This is a genomic window from Collinsella sp. TF08-11AT (assembly GCF_003437035.1).
Taxonomy (GTDB): domain Bacteria; phylum Actinomycetota; class Coriobacteriia; order Coriobacteriales; family Coriobacteriaceae; genus Collinsella.
The window spans coordinates 1-13,367 of record NZ_QSRL01000003.1 but is presented as its reverse complement, the minus strand read 5'-3'; the positions used below and the strand labels follow the sequence as shown (position 1 = coordinate 13,367).

The window sequence follows — 13,367 nt, the reverse complement described above, 5'->3', positions numbered from 1 at the left end:
ATATCGATAGATTCCGGATCCTGGACACAGGGGCCAAGGAGTCCATTACACCAACTTTCGCGACACTACCGTTCTTGTCATATCATTCTGATGTTCGGCTCGAGTTTCAGAGGCATCGTTCCGCGACCGCGTGAAGGCACATCAATTGTTACCTAGTGATCGGAATTGGCCGATATCGATTAAGTATTTATGGCTATGAATGATCTGGCGTTAAAACTATCGTCTACCGAGCACTCAAGCGTTTAATCTTCCTGTAAATCTTAGACTCATCGGGGGCAATCGGATCATTGGGAAACGCCTTTTGGGCTCTCGCTACGTAGGAAAGAAAGTTCCCGTAGCGGAAAAATGCAGAAGAGTCGGAGCCAGCCGATGGGCACAACCCTCTCCCCTTAATACCAAGCGGCGAATAATGTTGATACAGAGCGGAGACGCGCTTTTTTGATGCGTGCCTTCCCTCCCCCTGATTAGAACGCGCAATCGCACTGGCTGCCTCACGGAGACGCTTATGGTACCTTCCAACCGTAGACTGTCGAAGTCTTACAACGCGCCCGTCAAAGTCAAACCCCAAGAAGCTAACTTTCTGTGCCGGATGTGCACCGGAGTACGAAAGGACCTTACCCGTACGAACGCTTTCAAAATCAAGCTGAGCAACCCCGCTGCTATCAACCCGGAACGCTTTGGTTTTCTCAGGCTGCAGTTTAACGGAATCAACATCGGTCATTAGATTGATTGCCTCTACAAGTGCATCAAAGCCAGATTTTGGAACGGCAACAATAAAGTCATCGCAATAACGAAGATACAAGCCACCAACCCGTTCAACGGCAAGCCTGACTTTCATATCGATATCGGCCATATAGATGTTAGCGAGCACTCCACTTGCAGCAAGACCCTGAGGAATGCCGAGATCAATACCCGTTCGCCGCCACGGCCTGGTGATGACTTTACTTTTGTTTGCAAGAAACTCAGACTTTGGCAAGATAACATCCAGCTTGTTAAGTTCGCGAATAGACTTGAACCGAAGATCGATAGCCGCATCACTAATCGTTTTCTCCCGAGCAGGATCGATTACTGGCCATGGCAATTCATGTCGAGCAGCCAAATCACCAATAGGCCAGCACGAATAGCGGAGGATATTTTTAATGACTTGATAGTGATCGTCCGGCAAGCGTCCACTGGGAAACAACGAACGCAACGACGCCATTAGATGGACATGGTTTAAGTTGTCGAAGAAGCTCTCGAAATCACCCGTAAGCACAAAAGCCGAATCTTGCACACGCATATAGTCGAATGCCTTTTTAGCTGAGGAAATATTGCTACCAGCAGTTACGGCGCCGTCTGATGAAAGCGAAGAGCGGTACGCTACGGCAACCTCATCAAACTCTTCGGCAATAGCCTTCTTGTTATATAAGTCCGACCACAGATAAGAGTAGTACTGGAAGACGCGGTGATCGAAATGCGAGGCATAAGCGATATTACGAACCTTGCAGCTTCGCTTGCCTCCACGATACCGAACAGTAATGATCTCGTTGGAAATTAAAGGGTAGAACGCGTGATTGGAAACGTACTCTGAATCTAAAATCTTGGCCTGAACTTCGGCAAAAGAGACCCTATGATCGAAATGGGCATATGAACTTTTGGAACTATATCGAGGAATACGAGTGATATCGAACTCGACCAAAATACCCCCAAATAAATCAACCTGTCCGGATCAACAAGCGGCGACTAACCCTCCCCGGACAGGCTAATCAAAGGCGCAGCAAGTGCAACCAACGCTTTCGCGGCCACCTAAAACAATGCTTGCCTATGCGATACTAGACGAAAGCGAGGAATTGGTACTTATGACCATCGAGGCTCTTATCCAGCTAGCAGCAGGCAACGCTGGTGTCAATGTTGCGAACGTCGGAATTTCGTCGTTTGCGATATTGACGGCAGTAGCGTACCCCATCGCCAGTTCGCGATGGGCACCAAGCTTTATTCCCCATTCTTGCTTTGCTTAAACAGGTTATAAGAAATCGGCTCATGCAGTTAACAGCGCCTTGATGCACACCCAATTGTCTTGACGGCGGTCGCATCGAAAATGCCGATGCGTCTCTACGGATACAAGCGCCTCCTCATCTAATGCATGCACACGGTCCGCGAGACAAAATCGCCGACAACACCGTGAAAATCCCGATATGCATAATCTAGAAGTTTGGATGCACAGACAGGTGGAGTGGCATTGTTCAGCATGGCCGCTTCGCACTCCTCGCCGACGGGCGCATCGCCGAGGGCGAAGACATCAGCGCACAGCGAGGCAGAGGACCAACTCCTCCCCCTCCCCAACATTCCCCAGAAAGTTCCCTGATGTTGACTGGGGTTCCCGTAAAATAAACCCAACAAAATATGTGCGGAGTGCTGGCCTGGAGCTGCCTTCGGACCCTATTGGCTGCTCACCGAGAGGCTCCGCTATGAAACGACCCCTTTACTACCTGCTCTGCGCGATCGCGTGCACGTCCATGGCCAGCGCGACGATGCCCGTGGCAGCCATCGCGGAAGCCATCCAGCCTCGAACAACAGCCGAGCAGCAGACGCAAGCCGACGCCACGAACAGCGACACAGCCAAAGCTGAAGACGACAGCAACACAAATGCGGCAGCAGATACCGTAGAGAACGGCACCACAACGTCCACCGGCACCAGCGCCGTCAACACGGAAAGCGCCGACGGCACCGCCGCTACCCCCGGCACCGCCGCCGCAATCGGCACGGCCACCACAGTCCCCACCCCATCCCTCCGAGCCCAGGTCACCCCCACGCCCGAGGCCATCTCCGCCACGGCACAAACCGGCTACGCCCACTCCGCCACCGCAACCCAAAACGGCGTCACCTTCACCGTCTCGTGGAACGACGCCCCCGCGGGCACCGCGACGACCTTCCACGTAACCCAGGCCAACGGCTCGTCCCAGGCCAAAGCGCGCATGGACGTGCCCACCTATTGGGACGGCGGCAGCCAGGATAGCGTCTGCGACCCGTCGCGCCCGGCATGGGCCAGCTACTACAGCCTGGGCACCGCGGGCCACGACTTTACCTTTGACTTCACGGCATCGGGCACGTACCGCATCTACTTCTACTTTATGGACAACGACAGAAACGACCCCCAAAACGACAAGGGAATCTACTACCTGCGCGCCACGGCGGAGGTGACCGTAAACGACGCCACCCGCCCAAGCGTCACACAAATCGTCAACAACGCCGTGGCCCAGTGCAGGCAAGAAACAAACGGCTCGGAATACGACATGGCGCTGTGGCTCCACGACTGGACGCTCGACCAGCTGGAGTACGACCACAGCCTCAACTGGTGCTCGGCCGAAAGCGGCCTCACGCGCCACCAGGGCACCTGCGAGAGCTACCAGCGCATCTACTCCAAGCTCCTTGACGCCGCGGGCATCGCCAACGGCCGCATCACCGGCAACGGCCACACCTGGAACGCCGTAAAGATCGACGGCAAATGGTGCCAGATGGACCTAACCTGGGACGACACCAGCGACAACTGGTACGGGGACCTGGACCAGCGACATCTGTACTTTGGCCTGACCGACGAGCTCATGGCAATAGCCCACTCCGATCACACAGCAAACTACCAAAAGGCCGACTACGCTTACCGCTCGACCGACCTATCCAACAATTACTTTGTGCGAAACGGCAAGGCCGATGAATGGGCCGAGAAATATGCCGACCGCATTCAGCAGCACCTGGATGCCAAGGAAGAGAGCTTTTCCATCGATGCCGACGACCAGTCCTTCCCGCCGAGCATCTCGGGGATTCAGAATGGGATTGTTGCTTATGCTATGAATCAGAGAGAGTGGAAGACTGATGGCGCCAAGGTTGAGCTTACTGCGGCATCTAGCGTCACAAAAGAATCGAACAGCAAATGGAGCGCCAAGTACGACCTCACAGCAAGCTATGAGACCACGTACGCCATAACAACCATGCCGAAGGACTGTGAAGTATACAACGGAGCCCAAGCCGAATTCACCGTAACGGCACCAAGCGCGACATCGTTCCAATGGCAATGCTCCGACAACGGAGGTTCAAGTTGGTACAACACGGGTGTAGGCGGCGAAACTTCCAGGCAGAAAACCCTGAGGTTTGCATCCAATGCCCAGCTCGCGAAGAGGCTCTACCGCTGCCTAGTCTCGTTCCCGAACAGCAGCACCCTCGCAAGCGAGCCCGCACGCCTCGTCCTTGTCGCCCGATACGCCATCAGCTCCCAGCCCGAAGACTGCACAACTGCCGCAGGGTCAACAGCGTTCTTCGCCATCGAAGCAGAGCGGGCTACTTCGTTCCAGTGGCAATGCTCCGACAATGAGGGCAGATCATGGTACAACACGGGGATCGGAGGTGAGACTTCCACGCAGGCGAGAATCGAGTTCACTGCAAGTACGGGATTGTCAAAACGCCGCTATAGATGCTTGGCATTCTTCCCTGATGGGACTAGCTCGGCTTCAAACACTGCGCAACTAAAACTAAGCGCTAACCAAATAACCGGGCAACCGCGAGACACGGCCGCCTCGACTGGATCCGAAGTGTCTTTCTCCGTGCGAGCCCTAGGTGCCATCTCGTACCAGTGGCAATGTTCCGACAATGATGGGAAGGGCTGGTACGACACCGGGATTGGCAATGCCGCCTCAAAGCTGCCTACGCTGCGGTTCACCGCCAGTGCCGCACTTGCGAAACGTCTCTACAGGTGCGTTGTCACCTTCCAGGATGGAACAACAGCTGCGACTCAAAACGCCAAACTCTCGTTATTGTCGAATAAAGAGAGGATCACCACGCAGCCGAAAGATTGCGCAACGAGCGCAGGAATTGAGGCCTCGTTCTCAATCGACGCTGAGCACGCGGCCGCATATCAATGGCAATGTTCTGACAACGGAGGCAGGACCTGGTACAACACCGCAATCGGAGGTGTCACCTCGAAAAGTTGCACCATAAGTTTCATTGCAACTGAAGGCTTGGCAAAGAGGCTGTTTCGATGCTTAGTCTCCCTCGAAGACGGTTCGACGCAAGCTTCCGAGGCAGCCAGGCTGCTTCTACGGTAAAGGAGATCTCATACTTTGAAGCGCCCGCAAAGCCGCTACCGGATATCACAGACCCCACGGCCACCGGAGACGTACAAAGTATCGCCAACGACCATGTCGCCCATGGGGCTGGCCAACATCACGGCGAACTCTGCGATCTCCTCGGGCATGGCGAACCTGCCAAGCCTGTTGTCCTCAGCGGAGATGCTGTCGCCCTTCTCGACGCCAAGAAGAGGAGTCGCCGTACTGCCGGGCGCAATCGCGTTGACTACAATGCCATGAGGAACCAGGGCGGATGCCATGCCCTCAGTGATGCCCTTCAGACCCCACTTCGACACGCGGTAGGGAGACCATGCGGGCTCGTTGCCGGCCGAGGATGAGACGATAAGGATATGCCCATTGCTGACCTTATCGGAAATCATGCGCTTTGCAACAGACTGCACCATGAAGTAGACGCCGCGCAGGTTGATGTCCAAGATACGATCGTATTCCTCAACTGAAAAATCGAGAAACCCGCCCATGGAGACGTCCTCGGTGTGAACGCCGGCAGAATTGACTAGGATATTGATGGGGCCGTAGAATGCCACCGCCTCGTCGATGACTTTCGAAAAGGTCTCTGGCTCGGCAAGGTCGACAACAACCCCGGCGCAATTCCCGCCAAGCTCTAACACCACCTTGTCGACCTTCGCGCGCCTAGTGCCGGCGATGACAACATTCGCGCCGTTCTTCAGGAACGCCTTGGCGACCGCCTTGCCGATTCCGCCTGAGCCTCCCACTACGAGGGCGGTCTTCCCCTTGAGCAAGCATTCATCGCCGACGGCCTGCATCACAGGCTGTATATTCTTGGCTTTAAGAGCGACGATACCCTGCTTGATTGCGTGCTTTAAATTCGCCATGCACCTACTCCTCGACATCCATGAACTTGCCTTTATCGGCCTCGAGCCCCTTCCGATTTCGATCTATGACCAGCTTCGCGTAAAGCACGGGTGCCATGCCGCAGCATGCAATCTTTACTTTCTCGGAACGGCCGACCTCGCTGTTCTTGAACACGGACAGCCAGTTCTTCCTAACGTACGCCGTACATTCTTTCACGAGTTCACCTTCGGAGTCCATTTCATCCGCACCTATTATCTGAGTGAGTAGGAACTCGTAGTTTCGCCAGATATGCCAATCGCATGCGTGGCGAACCATCGGAGTGTCCAGAGTCAAGTTCTCTTTAATGAATTTAATATTTCCAAGGGCGTTCTTGCCATTTTGAACGTTGTAGTTGGTAAGACCGCTACCCATGTTATTCAGACGGTAGTTGTAGACCTTACGTCTACCGACGCCCACATGATTAGAGTGCTGTGCAACCTCGGTAGCAAAGTACAGACCCTCGCCGAACCAAGGAACGGAAAACGAAATATTGTTGTCGACAACTACGGAACGTTTGTACAACTTATTCCAAGGCCCTAGTCGCATAAAGGGATAGATGATGGCAGAGGTAGCGCGCTCTGCCGACCAGGTCTCTCGGACATCCTCAACAATCTGCTCCCTATCGCGCGTTGTAAAGAGATTCACCGAGTAGGACATGTCGGAGCCGGTGCTCTCTGCCAAGTCGACCAAATATTCGACACAATCGGGCTCCAGCCAGTCGTCACCGTCCACAATCATGAGATAGTCACCCGTCGCGACACCAAGTCCCGCATTCCTAGCGGAGCAAGTGCCGCCATTAGGCTTGTGAATAACAATAGCCCTAGGGTCACGTGTAGCATAGTCATCACAGATGCGACCGCTGTCATCGGGAGAACCATCGTCAACTAGAATAATCTGGAGATTCTTATGGGTTTGAACCTCAAAGGAATGAAGAAGCTTCGGCAGAAATTGTTCAGATTTGTAAACAGCGACGATGATGGAAACAGATGGCTGACTCAAAATACGACCTTCCATTCATTATTCTAGCGAGCAAGACGGGCGGAGAACTCGCCAACGGTGTCACAAAGGAACTCCAAGGAGGACTCACGGTTGACGGCAAGCGACTCATTGACGCCCGCCCAATCAAAATCGTTGAGGCAAAGCTCTTCTGGCTGAAGCTCCGTGCTTATGCGGGAATCCAACCCGTAGCGAGAAAGAATTGCTTTGTTACGCTCCGCATACTGCTCAGGCAGAATATCGACAAAGGGCGTATTGAACAGCAACGAAAAAGCAGTCCCGTGGAATGAATCCGTGAGCACGCAGGTAGCATTGTCAAACAGCCAAAGGAATTCATGAAGCGACGGGTAGAACAAATTCTTCCCCATCGTCTTACGAAGCGACGGACGAATGCTAACGACCTCGAGGCCGAGTGACTTGCATGCGGCAGCAGAATAGCGGTCGAATGCATCGCTTGGATGCAGGTTGTAGATCAGGCAGTACTTCCCATTCACCCCGCGGGGAGCACGAGGCTCAATACGATCAAACCAGGCCTCTTTTGAGAGCAGGTGCACGGGGTCGACAACGGTTTGCGCCTCAAGTCCCATTTCCTCAAGAGTTTTCTGCCCACTTTCCTCGCGCACTGAAAGCCTATCAAAGCGCGCAAACGCTTTGGCGGCACGTTCGCGTTCGCGTGGATCGAGGCCATTTTTACCAAAGGAGGAAGAGAAGGAGAACTTGTAGGCATCGTCTGATGCGCCCTCCAAAAGGTAGGCGCCCTCGATGTTTCCATCAGACATGATGTTCCACACTTGGTCGCCTCCCACACAAAGGACAGGGTACTCCGCAAGAAGCTTACCGAGCTCTTCTGAGTCGGTAACCCTACGGCTCTGCTTCAACAAATCACTCCTCATCGCCTCGAACTTACGGGCACCAATCGCTTTTGGAATCGCACGAATCGGACCGAGCGCGCCAGAGGTCCTCATGGCATCTGCTAAAGGAAAGTCCCGGGGGATGCGGTAGTCAACATACTCAGCATTGATACCCATTGAGGCGAACGCATCCTGAAGGGCATATGCTTGCAGAATGGAACCGTAGTTCGGCACTGCATGGCGTGACAATATACCGACGCACTTTTTCATTTCTTATTCCCTACCTTTCGCAATCGGCGGTAACACTTCGAGACGGAAACAAGTATCCGCGCGCGAGCCAAATGCGACTCACGCACATAATTGCCTCAGTAAGGCAACGGATGATGCAAATGACCTGCAAACTCGCGACTCCTATTGCAGACACGGTCAAAAGCGAAACAATGCAAAATACAGCAGATCCAACTGTGGTGAAGGTAACCTCAGTGACTTTGCCAGAGGCGCCAAGAATCGGCCAGCCGACCATCGTTGCATAGAAGGAAAACAGGAGTACGGGTGAAGCCCAGGCGATAACCCAGGAACCTGATAGATAGTCCTTGCCACCGAGCACGAGCATAACTACATCGGAAAGCGCTGCGAAAGCGATGGTGCCAATGAGCAGAACGGGTATAGAGACAAGGAGCAACTTCCTTGCAAAACCGTAGTCACCCCCCTTGACCATATGGGGGTACAGACTGTTCACAATTGGCGAATAAAGGGACTGGATAGCATTAATTGCAGTCACAGCAAGGGACCAGTAGGAAATCATCGCCTTGTTGGTAATCACGATACCAATCAAAAGCGTAGTGAAACCGGAAAAAACGACGGAGGCCATGTTCGAGAAACAATAGAGCGCGGAAACCTTCAGCTCTGAAAGCGCCTCGCATAGGGGGACGAACGTAATGGTGGTACCGAACATTCGCTTGGCGGAAATGAAAGACCAGGCAAGGGCAATAACGCTCGAAAGGATGTCGAGAATAGGAATCCACAGAATGTCATCGATAGAATGGACAACGACGAACGTCAAGGCAGTAGAGACACCCTTCGAGACAAAATAGCGAGTCGTCAATGGGCCCATGTTTTCATGTCCCTGGAAAAGAAAGTCCGGAGCAACTGCCTTACCGAATACAGCAACAAATGCAAGCATGGTATATAGCATGTTCGAATGAGTAATGGGGATGAACCAGGCCACAACAACAACGACAGCGCCGGTCGCTACACCAAGCAACAGGCGAGCCTCTGTCACAGCGCCGATAGCCCGGTTCTCCTCTTCGACAGTCTCGGATTTTGCTATGCGTTTAGTACCGGAAAGGTTGAAGCCAAAATCGACGAAAGTCTGGGCGAAAGTCATGAACGACACAACATACGCGTAGATCGCGTAACCCTCCGGCAGAAGCACGCGTGTCAGATAAGGCAGCGTAATGAGGGGAAAAATATACTTAACAATCTGCAGTCCGTACTGCCAAACGACATTGCTGTAGAAATGTTTGTGTTGAGAACTCAAAACTAAACTCCGAACAAACCATGAAGAATAAAGCAGGACATATCGGCGACGCTTGCGAGATAAGCCCACTGAACGACAAAACCGATAACCGCAATAATCGCAAGTGCGATATCTATAAATAGATTTACGGCATCATCCTTATGACTCAAAGAAGCTAAGACAAACAACGTTGAGCAAGGCATCGCATACCGAAAGAAAACATCTGCGGCAAAAAATACTGAAACTGCAATGCATAGGGCAGACCAAATGCCTGAAAAAACAAGCAAACCGGATTTAGAAACGTCGTAACGCCTAAACACCAAAAGGATGCAGAAAACAGCGATAGCTTCAAAATAATATCGGTACCCCATAAGCAACACACTATGTTGAGATGCCGCGGCCCATCCCCAATCGCTGAACTCGCTATATACAGAAAACTTATCCAAAGCGCTCATAAATAGAGAAAGAACAGGTATCGTCCTGAAGGAGGCCGGTAAGGCGGCGGAAAGCATATTTGATAAAGGAAGTAATGCAAGACTGATGCCGTAAATGGCAATCTCATTTTTTACGAAAAGCAGCACAACTCTTAAAGCTATCACCGGTAAAACAGATGAATGAGTAGAGGCGGCAAAGGCGTAAAGCAAAATCAATACAACCGGCCCGGTACGCTTCCCAAAGTCCAAATAGAGTGCCAACAGAAGCAACGAAAAAGCCGGGGTACTTTTTGCATAAGAGAGAACGTTGAAAAACGGTGGGATTGCCACTGAAATCAAAAGGGCGGCACAAGTCCTCCTAAACGACCACCCCTGAAGCACGGCATAATCGTCAACAATAAAGGCCAAGACTGAGTAAAAAGTTGCTGTAACTGCGCTTCGCAGAAGATGGTCATCATTAAATCTCGAAACAATCCAAGCAAAAAGGTTGTAACCATGAGACCCCACAGAGGAATAGACACCCTTGATTGAAAGGAGGTCCCAAAATGATGTCTCACGAAAGATAGGCAGACTGTTGGTATATCGATCAATGTCAGCCATTAATGTCGTATTAACCCCATAGGCAATTGCGCCAGAGCAAAGACCAACCAGAATCGCCAGGCCCACACTCGAATGCTTCTCGGACCTAATATAAAGAATAATGAAGAAAATCGAAGCAAAAGGAAAGAGAAAGCATGATAGAAGGGCGAGGAGAAAATAGGCGTTGTTATATGCACCGGCGTCAGATTTGCGAGGAACAATGCGATGCGAGTTTGTCAAATCAAGCTCGAGTGTATCCATCATCCTACGACCTTTCCGGTCAAGTTGCCGTAAAGGCTGTATACAAGATTATGAAGTGCTGGCGAAGATGCAAAAAGCCCGCAGCGAAAGCGCCAAGTCTTGCTCGCAAGAGGGTTGCCGGCGACCTTCCTGCAGCGTTTCCTCGCATTAAGGACATAAGCCTTAGCCTTGCGCCTGTCGATGCATTTATTCAAATCCAGCCTCGACGCAACGCGAAGAGAGCAAAAAGCCTCAAAGCAAGCAAACGCATCTTTCAACTCAGGTCTATCATCAACCACGTCTCTCACAGTTGACAAAGACGCTTCCATGCCCTCAAGGTGCTTGTCTTCGTATTTCTTATTCGTAGTAATGGAACCCTCGCGGGCAAGATAGCCATAAAGCTCTGCGCCAGAAATACAAGCCTTATCAACACTAGAGAAGACAGTAGCTTCAACGCCAAAGTCCTCGAACAGTTGTCCCTCGGGAAACGCAAGGAGCGGGAATAGTTCCCTAGCATACAGCTTCGCGCAGGCAGAGCCGGACTCACCGTTAAGCAGAAGCAACATTCCAAGAAGTTCGTCGCCGGAAACGATCTTGCCTTCGCCAATCTCTTGACACCCAAAGTCGTCAGTCGAGTCAATCTTCTTATATTCACATGTGACAAGCGGCACGCCCGTCTTCTGGGCAAGGGCAACCATATGCCCCACGGCCCACTTGTCCAGGACATCGTCACCGTCCACAAATGTGACAAAGTCGCCAGTAGCACGGGCGAGGCCGAAGTTACGAGCGGAAGAGAGGCCTCCGTTCTCCTTGTGCACGAGTTTAACTCGATCATCATCCGCAATGGTACGGGCACATATATCTGCCGTATCATCGGTTGCCCCATCATCAACAACCACAATTTCTATGTTTTTATACGTCTGGCCCATAAGAGAGCGAAGACAAGCCGCGGCGTATTCGCCCACGTTATACATGGGGACGACGATGCTTACCTTTGGGGTCTTACCGTTTTCCACTGGGAAGCCACCCCCCCCCCACAAATCGCTTAATGGGTTTAGCGGGAACCCCGGCAACGATCACGTTGTCGGGAACGTCGCGAGTCACCACCGCATTGGTACCGATAATCACACCGTTGCCAATGGTCACACCGGGCATCACCGCTGCACCTTCGCCTATCCACACGTTATCGCCAATGCGCACGGGCTTAGTAACTATCTTTCGATCATCAGGCGCCATATCGGGCAACGAGGAATCGTCGCCATAGGACCCATGACTGTTATCAGATATAAAAATATTCGAAGCCATGAGCACGTTATCTCCGATAACGACACTCTCATGCGCAGAGATATGAACTCGATCGTTTATCTTGCAGTTCTTGCCGACAATTAGAGGGGTGCCGTCACCAGCAAGGTCGAAACGACAAGAATAACCACAGGTGAAACCCTCACCATAAACGAAGCGACACTTGCCACCACGAAGGTAAAAGGGGCGGCGGACAAGTCTCGCACCAGGGAACAACACCTTGGTGAGAAGTAGCGCCAACACATTTTTAAACGTCTCAGAAGGACCATATTGACCAAACATTAGGCTTCACCATCCTGCATGGCGAAAGTCTTGAGGTACTCCCCCAGCTCTTCCTCCCAGTCGGGCATGTGGAAGCCGGCGGCCTCGAGCCTGGACAGGTCGAGCGCGGAGTGGACCGGGCGCGGGGCGATGGGGCCGGCGGCGTTCGCGTAGTAGTCGGCGGTGCTGACCGGGACCACTTTCTCCCCGTTGCCGTTGGCGGCCTCGAAGACGGCGCGGGCGATGTCCGCCCAGGACCTGACGGCGCCGGAGCCGGTGCAGTTATAGGTCCCGTAGGGGGCGTGCGTCCCCAGCACGTGGAAGATGCCCTCGGCCATGTCGCGCGTGAAGGTCAGGCGGCCCAGCTGGTCGTCGACGACCGTGACCTGCGTGAGCTTATCCTCGGGGTCGGCGACGCGGTCGGACAGCCCCCTCATGGTCTTGACGAAGTTATGGCCCTCGCCGATGACCCAGCTGGAGCGCATGATGTAGTGGCGCGGGCAGCCGGCCACGGCGATGTCGCCGGCCGCCTTGGTCTGGCCGTAGACGGACAGCGGGCTGAGGGGCTCGTCCTCGGTGTGGACCTCGGCCGTGCCGTCGAAGACGTAGTCGGAGGACACGTGGACGAGCGTGATCCCGTGCCCGGCGCAGGTGCGGGCGAGCAGGGCGGGCCCCGTCGCGTTGGCCTTCCAGGCGGTCACGCGGCCCTCGGGGGTCTCCGCTTTATCCACGGCCGTGTAGGCGCCGCAGTTGATCACGGTGCCGTAGAGCGACCAGTCGTACTGCGAATAGGCCTCCGGGTCGGACATGTCGAAGGTGTCGATGTCGCAGAAGTCGAAGTCCTTCGCCACGCCGCGATCCTCGGCGAGCGCGCGCACCGCATGGCCCAGCTGGCCGTCGCAGCCGGTGACGAGGGTGCGCTTCGGCGCCATGGGGACGACGTCCCTCAGCATCGGGTGGTTGAGGTCGGCCTCGGAGACGGTGGCCTGGTCCAGCGGGATCGGCCACTCGATGGCGAGCTCGGGGTCGGCGAGGTTCACGAAGGTGTAGGTCCTCTTGAGCTCCAGCGACCAGTGGGCGTCCACCAGGTAGGTGTAGGCGGTGCCGTCCTCGAGCGCCTGGAAGCTGTTGCCCACGCCGCGCGGGACGTAGATGGCCTTGCTCGGGTCGAGCGTGCAGGTGAACACCTTCCCGTAGGTGGCGCTGCCCTCGCGCA

At 53.7% G+C, this 13,367-nt stretch carries 10 protein-coding genes; 1 reads left to right on the top strand and 9 read right to left on the bottom strand.

Features of this window, described 5'->3' with window-relative positions; all coding sequences use genetic code 11:
* Positions 1-223: 223 nt before the first annotated feature.
* Positions 224-1,678: a reverse transcriptase domain-containing protein gene (locus DXC79_RS03105; RefSeq protein ID WP_117635104.1), complete on the bottom strand. Its 1,455-nt coding sequence runs from the start codon at positions 1,676-1,678 to the stop codon at positions 224-226.
* A gap of 769 nt (positions 1,679-2,447) precedes the next feature.
* Between DXC79_RS03105 and DXC79_RS03100 the strand changes: the two genes are divergently transcribed.
* Complete coding sequence (locus DXC79_RS03100; RefSeq protein WP_117635103.1) at positions 2,448-5,075, top strand: transglutaminase domain-containing protein; 2,628 nt, start codon at positions 2,448-2,450, stop codon at positions 5,073-5,075.
* A 35-nt stretch (positions 5,076-5,110) separates the two neighbouring features.
* Here the strand turns inward: DXC79_RS03100 and DXC79_RS03095 are convergent, their stop codons facing one another.
* The 8 genes from DXC79_RS03095 to DXC79_RS03060 all read right to left on the bottom strand — a co-directional run.
* On the bottom strand, positions 5,111-5,950 hold the full coding sequence (locus tag DXC79_RS03095) for an SDR family NAD(P)-dependent oxidoreductase (protein ID WP_158550955.1): 840 nt from the start codon (positions 5,948-5,950) through the stop codon (positions 5,111-5,113).
* Positions 5,951-5,954: 4 nt separating this feature from the next.
* Positions 5,955-6,983: a glycosyltransferase gene (locus DXC79_RS03090; protein ID WP_117635101.1), complete on the bottom strand. Its 1,029-nt coding sequence runs from the start codon at positions 6,981-6,983 to the stop codon at positions 5,955-5,957.
* 8 nt (positions 6,984-6,991) lie between these two features.
* Positions 6,992-8,086 (bottom strand): polysaccharide pyruvyl transferase family protein, encoded by a 1,095-nt coding sequence (locus tag DXC79_RS03085; RefSeq protein WP_117635100.1) that lies wholly within the window; start codon positions 8,084-8,086, stop codon positions 6,992-6,994.
* A 10-nt stretch (positions 8,087-8,096) separates the two neighbouring features.
* Positions 8,097-9,356, bottom strand: a complete 1,260-nt coding sequence (locus tag DXC79_RS03080; protein ID WP_158550954.1) for an oligosaccharide flippase family protein — start codon at positions 9,354-9,356, stop codon at positions 8,097-8,099.
* Between the two features lie 2 nt (positions 9,357-9,358).
* The gene (locus DXC79_RS03075; protein WP_147327475.1) at positions 9,359-10,609 is read right to left on the bottom strand and encodes a hypothetical protein; all 1,251 of its coding nucleotides are present in this window, start codon (positions 10,607-10,609) and stop codon (positions 9,359-9,361) included.
* On the bottom strand, positions 10,609-11,604 hold the full coding sequence (locus DXC79_RS03070; RefSeq protein ID WP_147327474.1) for a glycosyltransferase: 996 nt from the start codon (positions 11,602-11,604) through the stop codon (positions 10,609-10,611). The genes DXC79_RS03075 and DXC79_RS03070 overlap by 1 nt, the downstream gene beginning before the upstream one ends.
* Positions 11,591-12,172 carry a DapH/DapD/GlmU-related protein gene (locus DXC79_RS10280; protein WP_117635096.1) on the bottom strand — a complete coding sequence of 194 codons (582 nt, stop codon included), beginning with the start codon at positions 12,170-12,172 and terminating at the stop codon, positions 11,591-11,593. Before DXC79_RS10280 ends, DXC79_RS03070 begins: the two co-directional genes overlap by 14 nt.
* Positions 12,172-13,367 (bottom strand): sugar nucleotide-binding protein (locus DXC79_RS03060; protein ID WP_117635095.1); only part of this gene is annotated, 1,196 nt, incomplete at its 5' end. The genes DXC79_RS03060 and DXC79_RS10280, both read right to left, overlap by 1 nt.

What these genes read in the sequence shown, in the direction of transcription:
- DXC79_RS03085 (WP_117635100.1), bottom strand. Translation starts at nt 8,086, where the DNA reads ATGAAAAAGTGCGTCGGTATATTGTCACGCCATGCAGTGCCGAACTAC.
- DXC79_RS03095 (WP_158550955.1), bottom strand. Translation starts at nt 5,950, where the DNA reads ATGGCGAATTTAAAGCACGCAATCAAGCAGGGTATCGTCGCTCTTAAA.
- DXC79_RS03100 (WP_117635103.1), top strand. Translation starts at nt 2,448, where the DNA reads ATGAAACGACCCCTTTACTACCTGCTCTGCGCGATCGCGTGCACGTCC.
- DXC79_RS03090 (WP_117635101.1), bottom strand. Translation starts at nt 6,983, where the DNA reads ATGGAAGGTCGTATTTTGAGTCAGCCATCTGTTTCCATCATCGTCGCT.
- DXC79_RS10280 (WP_117635096.1), bottom strand. Translation starts at nt 12,172, where the DNA reads ATGTTTGGTCAATATGGTCCTTCTGAGACGTTTAAAAATGTGTTGGCG.
- DXC79_RS03075 (WP_147327475.1), bottom strand. Translation starts at nt 10,609, where the DNA reads ATGGATACACTCGAGCTTGATTTGACAAACTCGCATCGCATTGTTCCT.